Origin of the sequence: Sulfitobacter sp. JL08, assembly GCF_003352045.1 — a bacterium.
Classification (GTDB): Bacteria; Pseudomonadota; Alphaproteobacteria; order Rhodobacterales; family Rhodobacteraceae; genus JL08.
This window is the reverse complement of sequence record NZ_CP025815.1, coordinates 264,664-285,239: the sequence shown is the minus strand read 5'-3', so window position 1 is coordinate 285,239 and position 20,576 is coordinate 264,664. Positions and strand designations below refer to the sequence as shown.

The 20,576-nt window shown below is 59.4% G+C and carries 18 protein-coding genes and 1 tRNA gene; 14 read left to right on the top strand and 5 right to left on the bottom strand.

Annotation, left to right across the window (positions count from 1 at the left end):
- Positions 1-72: 72 nt before the first annotated feature.
- Complete coding sequence (locus C1J05_RS01415; RefSeq protein ID WP_114868700.1) at positions 73-558, top strand: fasciclin domain-containing protein; 486 nt, start codon at positions 73-75, stop codon at positions 556-558.
- 133 nt (positions 559-691) lie between these two features.
- Here the strand turns inward: C1J05_RS01415 and clpB are convergent, their stop codons facing one another.
- Entirely contained in the window at positions 692-3,307 is a 2,616-nt protein-coding gene (gene clpB, locus C1J05_RS01410; protein WP_114868699.1) for an ATP-dependent chaperone ClpB, read from the bottom strand.
- Positions 3,308-3,522: 215 nt separating this feature from the next.
- Between clpB and C1J05_RS01405 the strand changes: the two genes are divergently transcribed.
- The 4 genes from C1J05_RS01405 to C1J05_RS01390 all read left to right on the top strand — a co-directional run bounded on the left by C1J05_RS01405 (position 3,523) and on the right by C1J05_RS01390 (position 6,622).
- Positions 3,523-3,795 carry a hypothetical protein gene (locus C1J05_RS01405; RefSeq protein WP_114868698.1) on the top strand — a complete coding sequence of 91 codons (273 nt, stop codon included), beginning with the start codon at positions 3,523-3,525 and terminating at the stop codon, positions 3,793-3,795.
- 134 nt (positions 3,796-3,929) lie between these two features.
- Complete coding sequence (locus tag C1J05_RS01400; RefSeq protein ID WP_114868697.1) at positions 3,930-4,262, top strand: orotidine 5-phosphate decarboxylase; 333 nt, start codon at positions 3,930-3,932, stop codon at positions 4,260-4,262.
- Between the two features lie 90 nt (positions 4,263-4,352).
- Positions 4,353-5,042, top strand: coding sequence for an orotidine-5'-phosphate decarboxylase (pyrF, locus tag C1J05_RS01395; protein WP_114868696.1), 690 nt, complete (start codon positions 4,353-4,355; stop codon positions 5,040-5,042).
- 326 nt (positions 5,043-5,368) lie between these two features.
- Positions 5,369-6,622, top strand: a complete 1,254-nt coding sequence (locus C1J05_RS01390; RefSeq protein ID WP_114872044.1) for a DNA polymerase IV — start codon at positions 5,369-5,371, stop codon at positions 6,620-6,622.
- 7 nt (positions 6,623-6,629) lie between these two features.
- Here the strand turns inward: C1J05_RS01390 and C1J05_RS01385 are convergent, their stop codons facing one another.
- The gene (locus C1J05_RS01385) at positions 6,630-9,002 is read right to left on the bottom strand and encodes a mechanosensitive ion channel family protein (protein WP_114868695.1); all 2,373 of its coding nucleotides are present in this window, start codon (positions 9,000-9,002) and stop codon (positions 6,630-6,632) included.
- A 208-nt stretch (positions 9,003-9,210) separates the two neighbouring features.
- Between C1J05_RS01385 and C1J05_RS01380 the strand changes: the two genes are divergently transcribed.
- From C1J05_RS01380 to C1J05_RS01345, 8 genes are all read left to right on the top strand, one after another.
- Entirely contained in the window at positions 9,211-10,491 is a 1,281-nt protein-coding gene (locus tag C1J05_RS01380; RefSeq protein ID WP_114868694.1) for a nucleotide sugar dehydrogenase, read from the top strand.
- A gap of 15 nt (positions 10,492-10,506) precedes the next feature.
- The gene (locus C1J05_RS01375) at positions 10,507-11,739 is read left to right on the top strand and encodes a glycosyltransferase family protein (protein WP_114868693.1); all 1,233 of its coding nucleotides are present in this window, start codon (positions 10,507-10,509) and stop codon (positions 11,737-11,739) included.
- Entirely contained in the window at positions 11,736-12,986 is a 1,251-nt protein-coding gene (locus tag C1J05_RS01370) for a glycosyltransferase family 4 protein (protein ID WP_114868692.1), read from the top strand. The genes C1J05_RS01375 and C1J05_RS01370 overlap by 4 nt, the downstream gene beginning before the upstream one ends.
- A complete protein-coding gene (locus C1J05_RS01365) occupies positions 12,983-14,071 on the top strand; it encodes a glycosyltransferase family 4 protein (protein WP_114868691.1) in 1,089 nt (362 codons plus the stop codon). Before C1J05_RS01370 ends, C1J05_RS01365 begins: the two co-directional genes overlap by 4 nt.
- Positions 14,068-14,652, top strand: coding sequence for a histidine phosphatase family protein (locus C1J05_RS01360; RefSeq protein WP_114868690.1), 585 nt, complete (start codon positions 14,068-14,070; stop codon positions 14,650-14,652). Before C1J05_RS01365 ends, C1J05_RS01360 begins: the two co-directional genes overlap by 4 nt.
- A complete protein-coding gene (locus C1J05_RS01355; protein WP_114868689.1) occupies positions 14,649-15,788 on the top strand; it encodes a glycosyltransferase family protein in 1,140 nt (379 codons plus the stop codon). Before C1J05_RS01360 ends, C1J05_RS01355 begins: the two co-directional genes overlap by 4 nt.
- The gene (locus C1J05_RS01350) at positions 15,785-16,537 is read left to right on the top strand and encodes a polysaccharide deacetylase family protein (protein ID WP_114868688.1); all 753 of its coding nucleotides are present in this window, start codon (positions 15,785-15,787) and stop codon (positions 16,535-16,537) included. The genes C1J05_RS01355 and C1J05_RS01350 overlap by 4 nt, the downstream gene beginning before the upstream one ends.
- Before the next feature lie 77 nt (positions 16,538-16,614).
- Positions 16,615-16,691, top strand: a tRNA-Met gene (locus C1J05_RS01345).
- 18 nt (positions 16,692-16,709) lie between these two features.
- Here C1J05_RS01345 and hemE read toward each other — a convergent pair.
- On the bottom strand, positions 16,710-17,744 hold the full coding sequence (gene hemE, locus C1J05_RS01340) for a uroporphyrinogen decarboxylase (RefSeq protein ID WP_114872043.1): 1,035 nt from the start codon (positions 17,742-17,744) through the stop codon (positions 16,710-16,712).
- Between the two features lie 106 nt (positions 17,745-17,850).
- Between hemE and hemC the strand changes: the two genes are divergently transcribed.
- The gene (hemC, locus tag C1J05_RS01335) at positions 17,851-18,798 is read left to right on the top strand and encodes a hydroxymethylbilane synthase (RefSeq protein ID WP_114868687.1); all 948 of its coding nucleotides are present in this window, start codon (positions 17,851-17,853) and stop codon (positions 18,796-18,798) included.
- A gap of 26 nt (positions 18,799-18,824) precedes the next feature.
- Here hemC and hemF read toward each other — a convergent pair whose 3' ends face one another.
- Both hemF and C1J05_RS01325 read right to left on the bottom strand, forming a co-directional pair.
- Entirely contained in the window at positions 18,825-19,718 is an 894-nt protein-coding gene (gene hemF, locus C1J05_RS01330; protein WP_114868686.1) for an oxygen-dependent coproporphyrinogen oxidase, read from the bottom strand.
- A 27-nt stretch (positions 19,719-19,745) separates the two neighbouring features.
- Positions 19,746-20,546 carry an SDR family NAD(P)-dependent oxidoreductase gene (locus tag C1J05_RS01325; protein ID WP_114868685.1) on the bottom strand — a complete coding sequence of 267 codons (801 nt, stop codon included), beginning with the start codon at positions 20,544-20,546 and terminating at the stop codon, positions 19,746-19,748.
- Positions 20,547-20,576: the final 30 nt, after the last annotated feature.

The following is a 20,576-nucleotide window of genomic DNA, read 5'->3' as shown; positions in this document are numbered from 1 at the left end:
GACCCTGCGTTCGCGTCGTAACTTCCCCGATACCAACAAGGTATTTTCGACATTCTCATAAGGGAGATCGACATGCTTCGCTCTACAACTTTTGCCTTCGCAACCGCAGCAACCTTCATCGCGGGCGCCGCCTTTGCCGGTGGCCATTCCAAAGATATCGTCGACACCGCCGTCGAGGCCGGATCGTTCAACACTCTGGTGGCTGCAGTTCAGGCTGCCGGCCTAGTCGATACATTGAAAGGCGATGGCCCGTTCACCGTATTTGCCCCGACAGATGAGGCGTTCGCGGCCCTGCCCGAAGGCACCGTTGAAACGCTGTTGAAGCCGGAAAACAAAGATCAGCTGACCGCCATTCTGACGTATCACGTGGTCGCCGGCAAAGTGATGTCGACCGACCTTAGCGACGGCATGACAGCCGCCACCGTTCAGGGCGGAGAGATAACGATTGATCTGGACAACGGCGTGATGGTGAACACTGCAACAGTCACAGCCGCAGACATCGAAACATCCAACGGCGTCATCCACGTGATCGACACCGTTCTGATCCCTGCCGAATAATCGCGCGGCACTTCTGCCCATACAGCCACGAAAGCCCGTGCAGTCATGTGCGGGCTTTTTCCTGCGCAACCCGATTACGAAAAAAGGCCGGACATTTCAGTCCGGCCTTTCGTGGTCTTTTCAACGCCGCGCGTCAATGCACGACGGCGTCCTCGGGCGGTGTTCGGTTGGAACGGGATACCCGATCCCCGATCAGCAAGCCGTCAACCCCGGCAGATACCTTGACGGTATCGCCATCCATCACATCCCCTGCCAACAGCATTTCTGCCAACGGGTTCTGCAACGCAGTCTGGATCACCCGTTTCAACGGCCGTGCGCCAAACACAGGGTCATAGCCTTCGTCGGCCAGCCATTTCAACGCAGCATCGTCCAGATCAAGCGTGATCTTGCGGCCGACAAGACGTTTGGCCAGTCGCGCCAACTGAATGGTCACGATCGAGTCCATGTCTTCGCGGTTCAGACGATCAAAAATGATCGTTTCATCCAGACGGTTCAGGAATTCGGGGCGGAAATGCGCCCGCACGGCATCCATAACATCACGTTTGGCATCGGAAGCATCCGCGCCATCGGGCAGCCGGCTTAGTGCCTGCGCGCCAAGGTTGGATGTCAAGATGATCAGCGTCTGCTTGAAATCAACCGTCCGGCCCTGACCATCTGTCAGAACACCATCGTCCAGCACCTGCAACAGCACGTTGAACACATCCGGGTGCGCCTTTTCGACCTCGTCAAACAGAACCACCTGATAGGGTCTGCGCCGCACCGCTTCTGTCAGCACACCGCCTTCGTCGTATCCGACATATCCGGGGGGTGCCCCGATCAGACGTGATACAGCATGCTTTTCCATGAATTCCGACATGTCGATGCGCACCATTGCGTGTTCATCGTCAAACAGGAATTCTGCCACGGCCTTGGTCAGTTCGGTTTTACCAACACCGGTCGGCCCCAGAAACAGGAAGCTGCCAAGGGGGCGGCCTTCGTCGTTCAGACCCGCCCGCGCGCGGCGCACCGCGTTTGCAACGGCCTGCACGGCACTGTTTTGTCCGATCACGCGCGCATGCAATTGCTCTTCCATGCGCAGCAATTTTTCGCGGTCGCCTTCCAGCATCTTGGATGTCGGAATACCGGTCCAGCGTTCAACCACGCTAGCGATCTGTTCGGGGCGTACGGCCTCGGCCACCATGACCTCGCTTTCGCTGCCTTCCGCCGCGTTCAGCTTTCTTTCAAGCTCGGGAATGACGCCATAAGACAATTCACCCGCCTTGGACAGATTGCCTTCGCGCTTGGCGATATCCAGCTCGGCGCGGGCATGATCCAGCTGTTCTTTCAGATCGCGGGCACTGGCCAGCTTGTCGCGTTCGCTTTGCCACTGTGCAGTCATCTCGCTGGAACGTTCTTGCAATTCGGCCAGATCCTTGGTCAGCGTTTCCAGCCGATCCTTGGAGGCGGCATCATCTTCCAGCCGCAGGGCTTCCGCTTCGATCTGCTTTTGCAGGATTTCACGGTCCAGCGCATCCAGTTCTTCGGGTTTGCTGTCCACTTCCATGCGCAGCCGGCTCGCGGCCTCGTCGACCAGATCAATCGCCTTGTCGGGCAGGAACCGGTCCGTGATGTAACGGTGGCTTAGCGTTGCCGCCGCGACCAGCGCGCTGTCGGAAATCCGCACACCATGGTGCAGCTCATATTTTTCCTTGATCCCGCGCAGAATGCTGACGGTGTCTTCGACAGTGGGTTCCGCGATCACCAAAGGCTGGAAACGGCGCGCCAGAGCGGCATCTTTTTCGACGTATTTGCGGTATTCGTCCAGCGTGGTCGCACCGATACAGTGCAATTCACCCCGCGCCAGCGCCGGTTTGATCAGGTTGGCAGCGTCCATCGCGCCATCGCCCTTGCCAGCCCCGACCAGGGTATGCATCTCATCAATGAACAGGATGATTTCACCGGCAGCGGCGGTCACTTCGTTCAATACCGCCTTCAGGCGTTCTTCGAATTCACCGCGATATTTCGCACCGGCGATCAGCGCGCCCATATCCAGCGCAAGCAATTTCTTGTTTCGCAGGCTTTCGGGCACGTCACCGTTGATGATGCGCAGCGCCATTCCTTCGGCGATGGCGGTCTTGCCCACGCCCGGTTCCCCGATCAGCACAGGGTTGTTCTTGGTGCGGCGTGACAGCACCTGCATCGCACGGCGAATTTCCTCGTCGCGCCCGATGATCGGGTCAATCTTGCCCTGCTCTGCCGCTTCGGTCAGATCACGCGCGTATTTTTTCAGCGCATCATACCCTTCTTCGGCGCTGGCCGTGTCTGCGGTGCGCCCCTTGCGAATGTCATTGATCGCCGCATTCAGCCCCTGCGCCGTCACGTTACCGGCATCCAGCGCATCCTTGGCTTTGGATTTGACCATGCACAGCGCCATCAGAATGCGTTCGACCGGCACAAAACTATCGCCTGCCTTTTTGGCCAGCGCTTCTGCTTCGGTCAGCACTTTTGCTGTCGGCCCGTCCAGATAGACCTGACCGGCATCACCTGTCACTTGCGGGATTTTGGACAACGCCAGATCCAGTGCCTGAACGACCTGTTCCGGTGCGCCACCGGCACGTTTGATCAGGTTGCTGGCAAGCCCCTGATCGTCGTCCATCAAAGCTATCAGGATGTGTTCCGGCGTCAAACGCTGGTGGTTTTCGCGTGTTGCGATGGTTTGGGCGGCTTGCACGAACCCGCGCGACCGCTCCGTGAACTTGCTCAAGTCCATGGTCTGTCTCCTTTTCAAAGCACCCGTTTTATCTCACGCCTGACATGCAGCACGCTTGGCTCGGGCCTCGACCTCAATATGTGAAAGCAGCCCTTTCGCTTCAAGAGGGTGCCACCCGAAACAGGCCCGTGCGGGGAAAAACTTTGGCCTATGCCCCTTTTTTGCCATTCTGGCGCGCAATAGCTTTCACATCGTAAACGAGTGAGAGAGTACCCATGCGTGTTGATCACATTAATCTGGCTGACATTGCCTATCACACGGCATCCAACTGCCATATCGCGAAAATCCATCTGGTCGGTCCCGACACGGACATCACGCTGGACTGCGCCGCCTTTCTGGCGCCCGAGCAATCGAAACATGCGGTCGCTTCTGCGCTGATCAGTGATGCCATCCGCCAGTTACACCGCCTGAACGCAAGCCCGCGCGACAAAAAGACCCTGACATTCGCACCCGGCGCCCTGCCCGATGTGGCACGCAAACTGATCTGATTTCAGCATCGGCGAAACCATGCCGATCATATGTTACGGGGCGTCACATCAGCGTGTTCCCCATAAAAACATATGAACCCGATTCCTATCTAGCGCGTTGAGGCCATACAAACGTCTTTTAATAGGATGAGCAGATGAAACATTTTCGTTTCCCATTTCCCCAAGCGCGCGTTTCCGACGTGATTTATAATGCAGCGAACCAAAGTTTCGAAGCGACGGTCACTTTGTATGAAAACAACACAACCGTGAAACACGCCTGCACCGTACCTGCACCGATTACCATGTCGTTCAAGGACGCGACGCACCGGTTAATCGCGCAGGCGCGCAGGCAACAGAAAACACCATCCGGGTTGCGGGCCCGCATGGCGCCGCTGCACCCCGCCCCGCGCCCGGAGCCAGAGTTCAATCCGGTCCGGATCTTGCGCCGGTGGAGCCATTCGGGCTTTTTGCGCCGTCGCATCGCCTGACACCCGGGGTATAAAAGGAGCATGCGCCCGATAGACAGGGCGCACCGAACAGATTAGGCAGTCGCAAACATCCCAACCAAAGGTTTGCCAATGTCTGATGACCGCCTGATTGTCGCGCTTGATGTACCCTCGGCCGTGCACGGCCTTGATCTGGCTGAAAAGCTGGGGGCCGCCGTTTCATTCTACAAAATCGGTCTGGGAATGCTGACAGGTGGCGGGCTGGCGCTGGCGAACGAGCTAAAGCAGGATCACGGCAAGCGCATTTTTCTGGACATGAAACTGTTCGACATCGGTGCAACTGTCGAAGCGGCAGTGCGCGGACTAGCGCAGTTCGATCTTGATTTTCTGACAGTGCATGGCGATCCGCACGTGGTGCGCGCCGCCAAGGAAGGCGCGAGCGGAAGTGCCATGAAAATCCTGGGCGTCACCATTCTTACATCGCTGGACAGATCCGATCTGGATGACGGGTTGATCCGCGCCGGCGACATTCCCGAAATCGTTGCAGAACGTGCGGCGCGGGCATTTCTTGCCGGCGCTGACGGCGTTATCGCATCTCCGCAAGAGGCCGCCATGATCCGCGCCCTGCCCGAAGCGACCGACCGCCTGATCGTGACACCGGGGGTACGTCCGGCAGGGGCCGCGCTGGGGGATCAGAAACGGGTGGCCACGCCCGCAGCCGCCATTACCGACGGGGCAGATCATATCGTTGTGGGCCGTCCCATCTGGCAAGCGGCAGACCCGCAGCAGGCCGCACGGGCCATTTTGACCGAATTGCCCTGAACGCGGTCACATTGCCGCCCAAAAAGTCCAGCGCCTACTCTATTCGGGCATGATTCTCGCTATAAGTGTGCTTATTCGGGCACAGACTGCAGGATAAGCCGAAAGTACGGTATTCCCTACTTTGGAAAATCCGGCTTCTGACGCACAGTTGACGTTAGGTGATACTCCCCAACGGGCCGGTTCTTCCTGCGGTTCGTTAACTCCCCCCGCATCAAGTCGCGGGGGGCTTTATGTGGGGCACCGGATTTTCCCTGTTTTGTTTCGCGCTGCGCACGCCATATACTGTGACCATTGCCCCTAGATCTGCTGTCTGGTCCCATCCGTATATGCCATCCCTTTGCCGCGATTGCCTGACCCCATTTGACGCCACCCGCCGGTGCCCGTCCTGCGGCAGCCCGCGTGTTGTTGCGCATCCGGAATTGTTCGATCTCAGCATCGCACACATGGATTGCGATGCGTTCTATGCCAGCGTGGAAAAACGCGATGATCCGTCGCTGGCGGACAAACCGGTGATCATCGGGGGCGGGCGGCGCGGCGTTGTATCCACCGCCTGCTATGTAGCACGCATCCGCGGTGTAAAATCGGCAATGCCGATGTTTCAGGCGCTGAAACTGTGCCCCGATGCGGTGGTGATCAAACCCCGTATGGACGCCTATGTCGAAGCATCCAGAGCGATCCGCGCCATGATGGAGGATTTGACACCGGCCATTGAACCCCTGTCGCTAGACGAGGCGTTTCTTGATCTGACAGGCACACAGAAACTGCATGGGGCACCGCCGGCCGTGATGCTCGCCCGACTGGTGCGCCGGATGCGCACCGAACTGGGCCTGACCGGGTCCATCGGCTTAAGCCACAACAAATTTCTGGCCAAGGTCGCTTCGGATCTGGACAAACCACACGGATTTTCCGTGATCGGCGAGGGTGAAACCGCCGCTTTCCTCAAGGATAAACCGGTGCGCATGATCTGGGGGGTCGGGCAGGCAACGCAGGGCGCACTGGAAAACGCCGGCATCCGCACCTTCAGCGATCTGTTGCGCTGGGATCGAAAGGATTTGTCGGCACGGTTCGGGGCGATGGGCGAACGGCTGTGGCATCTTGCGCGCGGACAGGACAAACGGCGTGTCAGCGCGCACGAACCGATGAAATCCATTTCCAATGAAACCACATTTCACGATGATACCAGCGATCCCGATATTCTGGACGGACATCTGTGGCGCATGGCCGAAAAGGTCGCAGACCGCGCCAAGGCCAAGGCGCTGGCCGGGCGTGTCGTAACGCTGAAACTGAAACGATCCGATCATTCGCTGCTGTCCCGCCGCGTTGCGCTGCGTGATGCAACCCAGCTTGCCGATACGGTTTACCGCACTGCGCGCGGCCTGTTTGAGCAGGTGGGCGATCAGGGGCCTTACCGCCTGCTTGGGTGCGGGTTGTCTGATCTGTGTGCCGAAACCGCGGCCGATCTGTCCGGTGATCTGCTTGATCCCGATGCCGTGCGGCGCGGCAAGGCCGAAAAGGCAACCGATCAGATCCGGCAACGCTTTGGCAGCGATGCGATATTAAAGGGGCGCGCCCTTCGGTGAAACGGGCCTAGGGTTTCTTTGCTTCATTTGGGGCGGCTGCGGCCTCGGCATCTTCGATGGCCGATTGCGCTGCTGCCGTGACCGCCTCTTTTTCCTGATCTGTCAGATCATCGACCTTGCCATCGGCAAGACGCACGGTCACTTCGCGATGGGCAAACTTGATGCCCTCGCGTTCGAACAGATCGCGGATTTCCTCGAACACGCGCTTGCGGATCATCCACTGTTCGCCCGGCGTGGTCATGAACTTGACGCGAATGATCATCGCGCTGTCCTGCATTTCGATTACGCCCTGCGATTTCAGCGGTTGCAGGAAATCCTTGCCGATGACCGGATCTTCCAGCAATTCCTGCCCCAGTTTCTTGATCAGCTTGCGTACTTTTTCCACATCGGTGTCATAGGTCACGCGCAACGGCAGTTTCATTATCACCCAGTCGCGGGAAAAGTTGGTCAGAAACCGGATTTCGCCGAATGGAATCGTATGCAGCGGCCCGCGATGGTGGCGCAACTGGAACGACCGGACCGAGATTTTTTCGACCGTGCCTTTGACATCGCCAATATCGATGTATTCGCCTTTGCGAAACGCATCATCGAACAGAAAAAACGCACCTGAAAACACATCGCGCACCAGCGCCTGTGATCCGAAACCCACAGCCAGACCAACAACACCGGCACCGGCGAACAGCGGGCTGACATTTACGCCCAGTTCCAGCAGCACGATCAGCGTGATGGTCACAAGAATGACGATCAGGATGAAATTACGGAACAGCGGCAGCAAGGTGGCCAGACGGCTTGCGCTGGAATGCGCGCCTTCATCGCCCAAAATGGCTTCCGGCGCATCGCCCACTTCTTCATCGATCTTGCGGTCGATCCAGATGCGAAAGGCGTGATAGACGATATAGCCCAGAAACAGGATCACGATCACATCGGCAAACCGGTCCAGCAGAGAGTCTCCGATCATGTCGCTGTCGACGCCCCAGACGGAAACAAAGGCCCACAGCCCCGCAACCAGCGCCAGAACACCGGACACCCGCCGCGCCAGATCTTCGAAACTGTGCATTTCGCGCGCCTGACTGGCATGGGCCGCCTCGATCAGCGCCTCTTCCTCTGCCTCGGTTAGCGTCTCGTCCGGATTCTCAAGCTCTTCGTTCAGTTCTTTCAGGGCGCGCGAGCGCTGGAAAAACCGTTCGATCAGGTAATTGATGACGCCGTATACCACGATGATCGACATCAGGATGCCGTAAGCCCCCGCAATCAGTGGTATGGACTGCGACAGTTCCATCACCAGTTCATAGGTCAGTTCAAACCACGCGAAGACAAAGTACAGGATCGAAAGCGGTGCCCAGGCCCTGGCAACGATGCGCGTCGCAGTGGGCACCTCGCCCGGGTCGCGGCCGTTCAGTATCGCATTGGTGATCGCCCGCCGGTTGGTCAGAACCATTGTGATGTTCAACATCACCAGACCCAAAGACAAAAGCGATGCCATCACGGCATAGACATCGTAATTCAGGCCAAGTTCGCGAATCCAGATGGTGAAATTCAGTGACCAGATTTCAAGAACCGCCAGAATCCACAGCCACCTGTGCAGCCTTTTCGCGTCATGATCCGAAAACCGCGGGATGCGATACTGGCTTAAAAACGGTGACAACACCATACGCCAGATGCCGGCCACAACGCGCGACGCGAAATAGGCGGTGTATATGACCGTCACGGTGAATTGCATTGCCGTATCTTGCAACGGACCGAAAATCAGCGATCCGACAATATAAGCGACGGCCATCGAGACCAGCGCGCCGATCACCCCCATGAAGAAACGGAACACCAGAAACGGCAGTTTTTCGGAATAGCCTTCGGGATCCACCTTGATGCGTCCAACAACAAAGTTTTTGACCAAACGCTTGCCGTAGATTTCACGCTCGACCAGATAGCCCAGTCCGAAAAGTGCCAGGCTGAACAACAAAGCTTCGACAAAGGTCATGATGCGCCCGTCGGGGCTGCTGGCGCGCAGGATGAACATCACCTCGTTAAAGGCAACGGGCAGTGCATTCAGCTTGGTCTTCAGAATGGTGCGGAACCGGTCGCCTTGCGATTGAAGCTTCATCAGGCTTGACCCGCCTGCCTCGGCCTTTTCGGGGGGCGGTGCCGGACTGTCTGCTTGAGATTCCGCAAGAACCTTGCCTGTCGAATCAACTACGATGACGTTAACGCCGTTTTCTGCGGCCAGACGCAAAGTTTCGCTGAATTGCTCTGACGGTTGCAAATCCGTCGCCGTTTCAGGGCTTTCCGCGGTCGCCATTGATGTCACGCTCTGGGCAAGACTGGCCGTTCCCAGCGTGATCGCAAGAACAAGGATGCTTAGAAATCGAACGACGAACACAGGCATGAAAGGGGCTTTCCGGTTTGATCCGGCCACGCTAGGCCAAGCCATTGCAGCGCGCAATGGCGGCTACGCTGAATTGAACTGCGCACCAGCGCCCGGAAACGGATTTGATGATGTACCCTTTGCATTTGGCACATGTTTCACTAGGAAAGCGGCAATATCGGCAGCGCCGCGTTAAAACGGCCTTGCGACGAAGGAACAGGAACGCCGGATGACTGCCACGACCTTACCGGAACGTATTGCCGTCTTGGGGCTGGGCTATGTCGGTCTGCCCCTTGCGCTGGCGTTGTCGCGTGCGGGGTTTGAAACGGTCGGGTTTGATACAAACACGGGTCTGATAGATGCTTTGCATATGGGCACCGACCCCAATGGCGAAGTGAACGCGGCCTCTCTTGCAGCGACGCAGTGCCGGTTTTCGCATGATCCATCCAGCCTGACGGGATGCACCGTTTTCATCATCGCCGTACCCACACCAATCACCGGTGCAAAGAAACCCGATCTCGGGCCGCTGGTCGGCGCGTGTGAAACCGTTGCGCCCCATCTGACCGACGGCGCGTTGGTGGTGGTCGAAAGCACGGTTTATCCGGGTGTCACCGAAGACATCTGCGGCCCGGTTCTGGCGCGCGTAAGTGGCCTTACCCCCACAACGCAGATCAAGCTTGGGTATTCGCCCGAACGGGTCAACCCCGGGGATGCGGAACATTCCCTTGAAAGCGTTGTCAAAATCATCTCGGCGCAGGATGCCGACACGCTGGACCGTGTGGAAGCGATCTATGCCCCGGTGGTCAAGGCAGGGCTGCACCGTGCAAGTTCGATCAAGACGGCAGAAGCGGCCAAGGTTATCGAAAACACGCAACGCGATCTAAACATCGCGCTGGTCAACGAATTTTCGCTGATTTTTTCACGGATGCAGCTTGATACGCTGGAAGTGCTGGAAGCCGCGGGAACCAAGTGGAACTTTCTGCCGTTTCGCCCCGGTCTGGTCGGCGGGCACTGCATCGGGGTTGATCCCTATTACCTGACTCACAAGGCCGAACAACTGGGCTATCACCCCGAGGTTATTCTGGCGGGCCGCCGGATCAACGATCATATGGGGCGCCATGTGGCATCAGACCTGATCAAGGCCATGCTGGCGCGGCAGGTTGATCTGACACGGGCGCGGGTTCTGATCATGGGGTTCACGTTCAAGGAAAACTGCGCCGACACGCGCAACAGCAAGGTGGCCGATATCGTATCCGAACTGCATTCCTTTTCTGTTTCCACCGATGTTTACGAACCGTGGGTCACACCGGAAACCATGCGCGCCGAACACGCGATCAGCACCATTCCCGCACCCGAAAACGGCCACTATGATGCGATCGTTCTGGCCGTGGCCCATCGCGAATTTGTCGAAATGGGTGCAGATGCCATTCGGGCATTGGGCAAACCCAACGCAATTGTCTATGATATCAAGGGTGTTCTTGGTAAAGCCGGTTCCGACCTGAGACTTTAAAGCAGAAGAATAGCTATGGATATTGCCGCCCTGTCGCCGACCTGCCTAAGCACACAACCGCAGAAATCGCGGCGGGTTCTGCTATATAGCCATGATACGTTCGGTCTGGGCCATCTGCGCCGGTCACGGGCCCTGGCCACAGCCATCACCTCTGCCGATCCGCACGCAACCGCCATCATCCTGACCGGATCACCGGTGGCGGGGCGATTCGCATTTCCCGAACGGGTGGATCATGTGCGCCTGCCGGGTGTGACCAAACAGGCCGACGGATCCTATGTATCGCAATCGCTGGATATGGGCATTGATCAGACTACGGCCATGCGTGCCGGCCTGATCAAATCGGCCGCCGAACAGTATCAGCCCGATCTGCTGATCGTTGACAAGGAACCCACCGGCTTTCGGGGCGAGGTTTTGCCAACTCTGCAAATGCTGAAAGACCGCGGCACAACCAAGCTGGTGCTGGGCCTGCGCGATGTTCTGGACAGCCCCGAGATCATGGGAACCGAATGGGACCGCAAAGGCGGCATCGACGCGACAGAGCGTTTTTACGATGAAATCTGGGTTTATGGCCTGCGGTCGTTCTATGATCCGACCAGCGGCCTTGATCTGAACGAAGAAACCCGCGCGCGCATGACCTATACCGGATATCTGCGCCGCGAGGTTCATGTCGACGCGCCTGCGCTGGACGCGGCCTATATTCTGGTGACACCGGGTGGTGGTGGTGACGGGCAGGCGATGGTCAATCTGGTGCTCTCTGCCTATGAACAGGATCCAGACCTGTCGCCGATGGCGGTGCTGGTCTACGGGCCGTTCCTGTCGGGCGACACGCGCGAACTGTTTGAACGGCGGGTGCGCAACCTGAACGGTCGGGTGCGTGCCGTCGGCTTTGAATCCCAGATCGAAACGCTGTTTGCAGGGGCGCAGGGCGTTGTCTGCATGGGCGGCTACAACACATTCTGCGAGGTGCTGTCTTTTGACCAGCGCGCCGTGATTGTGCCGCGCACCGTGCCGCGCCGCGAACAGCATATCCGCGCCAGCCGTGGCAAGGCGCTGGGTCTGGTGCAGATGCTGGACGAAGATCAGGGCCAATTGACCCCGCAATCCATGATCCACGCAATCCGCAACCTGCCGTTCCAGAAACTGCCGTCACAAAGCTATATTCCCGGCCTGCTGGACGGGTTGGACGTTGTCGTGGATCGCGCCCGCGCCCTTATGGCAACCAAACCGACGGTTCCCGCCGCAGAATGACATCATCCGCCCGCAAACTGGCCATTGTGGTCAAGGGTTGGCCGCGCCTGTCGGAAACCTTTATCGCGCAGGAACTGGCCGCGCTTGAGGCCGCAGGCCACCGGTTCGACATCTGGTCGCTGCGTCATCCAACCGACAAAAAACGCCACCCGCTGCACGATCAAATCACCGCACCCGTGTATTACCTGCCGGAATATCTGCATCAGGAGCCAAAGCGCGTGACAGCCGCCTTGCTGGCCGCGCGCCATCTGCCCGGATTTGCGACCGCTTTTTCCATCTGGAAGGCCGATTTTGCCCGCGACCGGACACGCAACCGCATCCGCCGCTTTGGACAGGCCTGCGTTCTGGCCACCGAACTGCCCCCCGAGGCAACGGCGTTTTATGCCCACTTCCTGCACACCCCGTCATCTGTGGCGCGCTATTGCGCGATCCTGCGGGGTGATCCGTGGGGGTTTTCGGCCCATGCCAAAGACATCTGGACATCACCGGAATGGGAATTGCGCGAAAAACTGGACGCTCCGCCGACGGGCGCCGAATTTGGCGCCACCTGCACTGCTTATGGTGCCCGGCATCTGCGCGCCCTGTCCAGCGATCCGGCGCGCATTGATCTGGTCTATCACGGGCTGGATCTGTCGCGCTTCCCCGCACCGCCCGCGCGTAAGCTGCGCGGCAAGTCCGATCCCCTGACCCTTTTGTCGGTCGGGCGGCTGGTTGAAAAAAAGGGGTTCGACCGGCTGATCGCTGCATTGGCCCTGTTGCCCCTAGATCTGAACTGGCGCTGGATCCATATCGGGGGCGGCGGGCTTAAGGATACGCTGGCCAAGCAGGCCGCAGATCTGGGCATCGCCGACCGGATCGACTGGCGCGGTGCCTGCAACCAGCCGCAAGTGATCGAGGCGATGCGCGCCGCCGATCTGTTTGTTCTGCCAAGCCGCATTGCCGACGATGGCGACCGCGACGGTCTGCCCAATGTTCTGATGGAAGCCGCATCACAACGCCTGCCGATCATATCAACGGCAGTGTCCGCGATCCCTGAATTCATCGACAATGGCGCGCATGGTATCCTGACGGATGATACACCTGCCGCTTTGGCACAGGCAATAATGACGATCGTCGAAGACCCCGAAAACGCCGCCCGCATGGCGCAGGCCGCGCTGGACCGTCTGACATCCGATTTCGCGGTTGATCCCGGAGTTGCACAACTCTCTCGCCGCCTGACCGAAATGGGCGCATCGGCCACCCCATGATCCCGATCGCGTTTTATGCCCCGCTGAAATCCCCGCGCCATCCGGTTCCGTCGGGCGACCGCGCGATGGCGCGGGCCGTGATGCAGGCGCTGGATGCCGGCCCGTTCAAAACCGACCTTGTGTCGCAACTGCGCAGTCTGGATCGCTCTGGCGATCCAACGGTGCAGACCGATCTGCAAGCCAAGGCACAGCAGGAAATCGAACGGTTGCTTGCGATTGCGCCGCAATGCGGCTGGCGCGCATGGGTGACATATCACAACTATTACAAAGCCCCCGATCTGATCGGCCCCGCGATCTGTGCCAGCCTGTCCATTCCCTATATCCAGATCGAAGCCAGCCGCGCGCTCAAACGACTGACCGGGCCATGGGCAGCCTTTGCTAAACAGGCCGAGGCCGCGTGTGATCAGGCCGATCTTGTGTTTCACATGACAACACACGACCGCGAAACCCTGATGAAACACCAGACACCAAATCAAACCATTCTGCCGCTGGCGCCATTTCTGCCGCAAACCGATCTGCCTGTCGCACAGGGCGGACCCCGTCTGGATAACAATCTGCTGTGCGTCGGTATGATGCGGGCGGGTGATAAACTGGCGTCTTATCAAATTATTGCCGATGCCGCAGGTCAGTTGAAAACACCGGACTGGCGGTTGACCATCGTCGGCGCTGGCCCCGCCCGCGCCGGGATCGAGGCGGCATTCGCCCCTTTCGGGCCGCGCGTCCGTTTCACTGGACAGTTGGACGCAGATGAACTGGCCCGGCATTATGACAGCGCCACGCTGCTGGTCTGGCCCGGCGTGAACGAAGCGTTCGGCATGACCTATCTTGAAGCGCAGGCCCACGGTCTGCCGATTGTTGCCCAGGATCGCAACGGCGTGCGCGATGTGGTGCATGGCGGTATCCTGTGCGATCCGGCGCATGTTCAGGATTTCGCCGCTGCAATCGACCGCCTGCTGGGTGATCCCGCGCACAGGGCCACTCTGGGCGCAGCCGGGCGCGCAGCCGTTCAGACCCAGCATTTGCAACCGGCCGCGACCGATGCGCTGACCCGCGCCATCTGTCCCCTGATCGGAGTAACACCATGACCCGCCTGGCCCTTTTGCGCCACGGTCACACCCCGTGGAACCGCGCCGGCCGTATTCAGGGCCGCAGTGATATCGCGCTGGATCCCGAAGCCGCCAACGCTCTTGCCGCCTTGTGCCTGCCGGACGGATGGCAGGATGCCGATCTGTGGTCCAGCCCGCTGTTGCGCGCAGCCGATACGGCGCAACTGGTGGCGGGGCACGCGCCGCGCACGTCCCCCGCGCTGATCGAAATGAACTGGGGCGATTGGGAAGGTCTGAAAGGCATTGATCTGCGTGCCGATCCGGCCAGCGGCTTTCGCGATATCGAAGACTGGGGCTGGGATTATCGCCCGCCGGGCGGAGAATCCCCGCTGGAGGTCTGGCATCGTCTGCGCCCCTGGCTGCAAACCCTGCACCGCGACAGCATCGCGGTTTGCCATATCGGCATCATGCGCGTTTTGCTGGCCCGCGCCACCGGATGGGATTTTTCCGGACCTGCCCCGTTCCAGATCAAACGCAACCGGTTGTTCGTGATCGAACTTGGCCCCGAAATGAAAGTGTCCGATCCCGCAATTGTCCGGCTGCCGGACCGTACGCCATGAAGGTGATGGTGGTTGTCACCCACCTGTTGGGCGCAGGGCATTTAAGCCGCGCACTCACCCTTGCGCGGGCCTTTGCAGCGCGGGGGCATGACACAACGCTGGTGTCCGGCGGCCGGCCTGTGCCACATTTCGACACAAGGGGCGTGGATATGGTACAACTGCGCGCGCTGCATTCGGACGGGACAAACTTTTCGCACCTGCTGACGAAAGACGGCGCGCCAGTGACCGAGGCGGATTATCAATCGCGCCGGGCCGTGCTGCTTGAAACACTGGAAAAAATGCAGCCCGATATTCTGATCACCGAACTATACCCGTTTGGGCGGCGCGTGTTGCGCCACGAATTTCAGGCCTTGTTGCAGGCGGCACATTCTTTGCCGCACCGTCCGCTTGTTCTGGCGTCGGTGCGCGACATACTTGCGCCGCCGTCCAAACCGGAACGGGCCACCGCTGCCGATGAGGTGATCGATCGATATTACGACGGCGTGCTGGTGCATTCGGACAAGCGCAGCACGGTGCTGGATCAAAGCTGGCCGGTGTCCGACCGGTTGCAAGAGAGGCTGCACTATACAGGCTATGTCGCCCCGCCCGCCGCCGGCCCGCACCCCGAGTGTGCCGGACAGGGCGAGGTGATTGTCGCCGCCGGAGCCGGATCGGTTGGCGATGCTTTGTTTGAGGCCGCCGCAGGTGCAGCGCGTCAGTCCAATGGGGCCACATGGCGTCTGTTGGTCGGCGGCGCGCATCCGGAACCGCGCATCGCGCGCCTTCTGGAACTGTCGGGTGGCAACGCGATTGTCGAACCCGTGCGCCCCGATTTCCGCCAGTTGCTGTATCATGCCGACTGCGCAGTCACGATGTGCGGCTACAATACCGCGCTGGACGTGCTGCAATCGGGCTGTCCTGCGGTTCTTGTGCCGTTTGATGATGGGGGCGAAGTGGAACAGACCCTTCGCGCCCAAAGCCTGACGCGTCTTGACGGCATCTATGCTGTGAAAACATCAGACCTGTCACCCGACATCCTGATAAAGGCCGTGACGGCCACCAAAGGCCACCGCAGACCTGCGGGGCTTGACCTCCACTTTGATGGCGCGCAACGCTCGGTTGACATCGCGGTCAGCTTGCAACGGAGACGCCGATGAATATCGACTGGTCCGATCTGCGCACAGAACTGGCCGAATGGCAGGCACGGGGGCTGCGCCTTCCGGTCTGGTGGCGCGATGATGATGCCGTGGCACCGACGCCCGCGCTGTCACGTCTGACAAAGCTGTCTGCGCGGACAAGTATGCCCGTTCATCTGGCTGTCGTTCCGCGCCCTGCCACGCCCGATCTGGCGGCGTTTGTTGCCGATAATGCGCCGCTTATCCCTGTGGTGCATGGATGGGCCCATGAAAACCACGCCCTGCCTGATGCCAAGAAATCGGAATTCGGCACGGCTGTGCCCCGTGCGCGCCACGACATCCAACTGGCCATCAGTACGGCCCGTGACCTGTTCGGCACGCGGCTTGCGCCCATGTTCGTCCCGCCGTGGAACCGGATTGCGCCTGATCTTTATCCCGATCTGGTTTCGGCTGGGTTTGACATGGTGTCCACCTTCACGCCGCGCAAAACGGCGCAACCAGTGCCGTACCTGACCCAGATCAACACCCATCTTGACCCGATCGACTGGCGCGGAACACGCGGCCAGATCGCGCCGGACATTGTGATTGCCGGTCTGGTCGCCCGATTGCGTGACCGCAGAACCGGCGACGCCGATGCATCCGAACCCTTGGGGCTGCTGACACACCATCTGGTGCACACCGAAGATGTGTGGGATTTCACCGCGCAGTTTATCGAAGAGATCAGCCAGGGGCCGGTCGATCTTTTCCGCGCGGATCACAGGCCGCAATAACCTGCCTGTCGGGCAAAAAAACTGCCGTTTTCTATTTGACTCCGCGCCGCCGGTTTCGTATCGCAGCGCCAGTGTATGGCGTGGTAGCTCAGCTGGTTAGAGCACAGCACTCATAATGCTGGGGTCGGTGGTTCAAGTCCACCTCACGCCACCATACATTCCCCGACTTTACTTACCCGGCCCGAACCGTGTCGATCATCAGTTGCACGTTGTCCGGATCGGCATCCGGCGTGATGCCATGGCCCAGATTGAAGATATGCGGGCCGTTTGAAAACGCTTTCACAATCGCGCGGGTGTCGTCGATCAGGGGCTGGCCACCGCTGACCATGTGATAGGATGCAAGATTGCCCTGCACACAGCCATCAACCTGCACATTGCGCGCGGCCCAGTCGGGCGACACGGAATTGTCCAGCGCCACGCAATCCACGCCCGTGGCCTTTGCAAATCCGATATAGTTATCCCCGGCCTCTCGCGGGAAGCCGATGACCGGAATATGCGGATACCTGGCCTTCAGCGCCGCCGTAATCTCGCGCGCGGGTTCAAGTGCGTATTTGCGAAAATCATCGCCTTTCAGCGATCCCGCCCAACTGTCAAAGATTTTCACGACCTCGGCACCCGCTTCGATCTGGGCCGACAGGTACAGAATCGTTGCCTCGGTGATCCGCGCCAACAGCGCTTCGAACAGGGGGTTGTTTTCCTCGCGCAGCGCATGCGCAGGCCCCTGATCTGGTGTACCGCGTCCCGCAATCATATAGGTGGCCACGGTCCATGGCGCGCCGGCAAAACCGATCAACGTGGTTTCCTTTGGCAATTCACGCGACAGAATACGCACCGTTTCGTAAATCGGGTTCAGAACCGGATCAATCTCGTCCGCGGGGCCCAGTTTGTCAAAATCGGCCTGCGTGGTGATCGTGGACAGGCGCGGGCCTTCGCCGGTGACAAACCACAAATCCGCGCCCAGCGCCTGTGGTACCAGCAAAATGTCGGCAAACAGGATCGCCGCATCAAACCCGTAGCGGCGGATCGGCTGCAATGTCACCTCGGCGGCCAGCTCGCTGTTGTAACACAGCGACAGGAAATCCCCTGCCTGCGCACGGGTGGCGCGGTATTCGGGCAGGTAACGGCCCGCCTGCCGCATCATCCAGATCGGCGGGATCGCCTGTGTTTCCCCCGCAAGGGCGCGCAAGATCGTCTTGTTCTGGGCCATATCGTTCCTCGGATGTGCAAATTTCAGCCCTGTGGTTTCGCCCAAGCGGCAATTTGTCAAGCCACACACGGTTGTCAGGTCAAATTGCCGCGAATAAAGAAGGCGGATGAACTCAAATCTTCCAAGCCCCGATTCACCGCTGAAAATTGGCACCCGCGGCTCTCCGCTGGCGCTGGCGCAGGCATACGAGACCCGCGCACGGCTGATGGCCGCGTTTGATCTGCCCGAAGAGGCGTTTGCCATTGTCGTCATCAAGGTGACAGGCGATGCGGTGCAGGACCGACCGTTGAAAGAGATCGGCGGCAAGGGGCTGTTCACCCGCGAGATCGAAGAAGACCTGATTGCTGGCAAGATCGATATTGCGGTCCATTCGATGAAGGACATGCCGGTGTTGCAACCCGACGGGTTGCTGCTGGACACGTACCTGCCCCGCGAAGACCCGCGCGATGGGTTCGTTTCGGCCAGTAAATCCGCGCTGGACGATCTGGAACGGGGGGCCACTGTCGGCACCTCAAGCTTGCGGCGCAAGGCGCAGTTGCTGAACGCGCGCCCCGATCTGAACGTGGTCGAATTTCGCGGCAATGTGCAAACCCGCCTTAAAAAACTGGCTGACGGCGTGGCTGAATGTACGTTTCTGGCGATGGCAGGTCTGAACCGTTTGGGTCGTGCTGATGTCCCTGCCACACCGGTTGACACATCCGATATGCTGCCCGCCGTGGCGCAAGGGGCCATTGGCATCGAACGGCGCGCGGACGACAGCGCCACCGCTGCGCTGCTTGACGCGATCCACGATACTGTCACCGGTCAGCGGCTGGCGGCGGAACGCGCATTTCTGGCGGCACTGGATGGATCGTGCGAAACACCGATTGCCGGACTGGCAGAGTTGCAGGGCGGAACAGTGCATTTGCGCGGTGAGGTTTTGCGCCCTGACGGGTCCGACCGGTTAAGCGACGCAGGCGATGCCCCGATAGAAGATGGCGCAGACCTTGGCCGCGCCATGGCCGCCCGTCTTCTGCATCGTGCCGGGCCGGGTTTTTTCGACTGGCACAGCTGAACAGGGCCGGGCCCGGTTTCAGTCGCTCAGACCCATTTGGCCAGCGGCGGCAGGCTCATCAGAACGGCATTGGCATCGTGGCCAGTTTCAAGACCGAATTTGGTGCCACGGTCATAGACAAGATTGTATTCCGCGTAGAGGCCGCGATGGATCAGCTGTGCCTCTTTGTCGGCTGCGGTCCAGTCCTGTATGCGGCGCTTTTCGGTCAAGGGCACGAATGCAGGCAAAAAGGCGCGGCCGATATCCTGCGTCAAGGCAAAATCGCTGTTCCAGTCGCCGGTGCAATGATCATCCATGAAAATACCGCCAACGCCGCGCGCACGCTTGCGATGGGGAATATAGAAATACTCGTCTGCCCACGCCTTGAGGCGCGGATAGATATCCTGGCCGTGCGGATCAAGATACGCTTTTTGGGTTGCGTGAAAATGGGCTGTGTCCTCGTCATATTCGATACAAGGGTTCAGATCGGATCCGCCGCCAAACCACCATGCGTGCGGTGTCCAGAACATCCGGGTGTTCATGTGCACGGCGGGGCAATGCGGGTTTTGCATATGCGCCACCAGCGATATGCCCGAGGCCCAGAACCGCGGGTCGTCGGCCATTCCGGGCAGGCCCTTGCGCGCGGCCATCGCCGCCTGCGCCCGTTCGCCCAAGGTGCCGTATACAGTCGAGATATTGACGCCGACCTTTTCAAAGACGCGACCGCCGCGCATCACGCTCATCAAACCGCCGCCCGCATCCGATCCGTCATCTGACGACCGTATGGTTTGGCTGACATCGAACACACCGGCAGGCCGATCTGACAATGGGCCGGTATCGTGGCTGGATTCCAGCCCTTCAAATGCGGCAACGATCTGGTTGCGCAGATCGTGAAACCAATCCGCGGCGCGGGCTTTTTCGGATGTGAATGTATCTGTCACAGATTTGGGCCTGTTCAGTTGTTTTCGTTAGTGTGCGGGCGACGCGACAGGATCAATCAGGGTGCGTCCGCCATCCACTGTCATGATCTGGCCGGTCATAAAGCCCGACCCGTCCGAGGCCAGAAACTGCGCCGCATCGACCAGTTCTCCCGGACCGGCGATCCGGTGCAGCGGCGTATGGCTTTCGATATCATCACGATAATCCGAATTTTCCTTCAGTGTTTCCTGCAAAGACGCGCTCATCACCGATCCGAACGCGATCGCGTTTACCCGAATGCGATGGGGTGCCAGCGCCACGCCCAGGCTGCGCGTCATCTGGTCAAGTGCGGCTGTCGACACCGAATAGGCCAGCAATTCGGGTGTGGTCCGCCGTGCCGCGATGGAAGACAGATTGATAATTGACCCGGCCTGCCCTTCGGTTTTATCCGCCGACTGTTTTATCATCCGGTTTGCCACAGCCTGGGACAGCCGCAGCGACGTCATCAGATTCTGGCTAAGCAGTGTTTCCACCGACGTATCATCGTGGTTCAGGGGATCAGAAGGGATCATTTGGCGCGACGCGTTTACCAGAATGTCGATCTGGTCGAACGCATCTATTGTGGCAGACAGCAGATTGGCAATCGTCAGCTTTTCGCGCAAATCGCCTGAAAAGTAACGGGTGTTGCTGTCATCATCCTGTTCGCCGAACTCCTCGGCAAGTGCCTTGTCGTCCATATCGGCAAACATGACATTCGCGCCCTGATCCGCAAAATGCCGCCCTATGGCACGTCCGATTCCGTTGGCGGCCCCGGTCACGATGGCAGTTTTGCCGGCTATCGAAAAGGACATGATGTGTTCTCCGTCTTGGCGGTAGGATTG

Excerpts from the sequence above, each read along its gene's own strand:
- C1J05_RS01370 (WP_114868692.1), top strand. The coding sequence starts at position 11,736 with ATGACATCATCCGCCCGCAAACTGGCCATTGTGGTCAAGGGTTGGCCG.
- C1J05_RS01400 (WP_114868697.1), top strand. The coding sequence starts at position 3,930 with ATGAAACATTTTCGTTTCCCATTTCCCCAAGCGCGCGTTTCCGACGTG.
- C1J05_RS01355 (WP_114868689.1), top strand. The coding sequence starts at position 14,649 with ATGAAGGTGATGGTGGTTGTCACCCACCTGTTGGGCGCAGGGCATTTA.
- C1J05_RS01405 (WP_114868698.1), top strand. The coding sequence starts at position 3,523 with ATGCGTGTTGATCACATTAATCTGGCTGACATTGCCTATCACACGGCA.
- C1J05_RS01385 (WP_114868695.1), bottom strand. The coding sequence starts at position 9,002 with ATGCCTGTGTTCGTCGTTCGATTTCTAAGCATCCTTGTTCTTGCGATC.
- hemE (WP_114872043.1), bottom strand. The coding sequence starts at position 17,744 with ATGGCCCAGAACAAGACGATCTTGCGCGCCCTTGCGGGGGAAACACAG.
- C1J05_RS01365 (WP_114868691.1), top strand. The coding sequence starts at position 12,983 with ATGATCCCGATCGCGTTTTATGCCCCGCTGAAATCCCCGCGCCATCCG.
- C1J05_RS01415 (WP_114868700.1), top strand. The coding sequence starts at position 73 with ATGCTTCGCTCTACAACTTTTGCCTTCGCAACCGCAGCAACCTTCATC.
- hemC (WP_114868687.1), top strand. The coding sequence starts at position 17,851 with ATGAACTCAAATCTTCCAAGCCCCGATTCACCGCTGAAAATTGGCACC.
- C1J05_RS01350 (WP_114868688.1), top strand. The coding sequence starts at position 15,785 with ATGAATATCGACTGGTCCGATCTGCGCACAGAACTGGCCGAATGGCAG.
- clpB (WP_114868699.1), bottom strand. The coding sequence starts at position 3,307 with ATGGACTTGAGCAAGTTCACGGAGCGGTCGCGCGGGTTCGTGCAAGCC.
- C1J05_RS01325 (WP_114868685.1), bottom strand. The coding sequence starts at position 20,546 with ATGTCCTTTTCGATAGCCGGCAAAACTGCCATCGTGACCGGGGCCGCC.
- C1J05_RS01360 (WP_114868690.1), top strand. The coding sequence starts at position 14,068 with ATGACCCGCCTGGCCCTTTTGCGCCACGGTCACACCCCGTGGAACCGC.
- C1J05_RS01380 (WP_114868694.1), top strand. The coding sequence starts at position 9,211 with ATGACTGCCACGACCTTACCGGAACGTATTGCCGTCTTGGGGCTGGGC.
- C1J05_RS01375 (WP_114868693.1), top strand. The coding sequence starts at position 10,507 with ATGGATATTGCCGCCCTGTCGCCGACCTGCCTAAGCACACAACCGCAG.
- C1J05_RS01390 (WP_114872044.1), top strand. The coding sequence starts at position 5,369 with ATGCCATCCCTTTGCCGCGATTGCCTGACCCCATTTGACGCCACCCGC.
- pyrF (WP_114868696.1), top strand. The coding sequence starts at position 4,353 with ATGTCTGATGACCGCCTGATTGTCGCGCTTGATGTACCCTCGGCCGTG.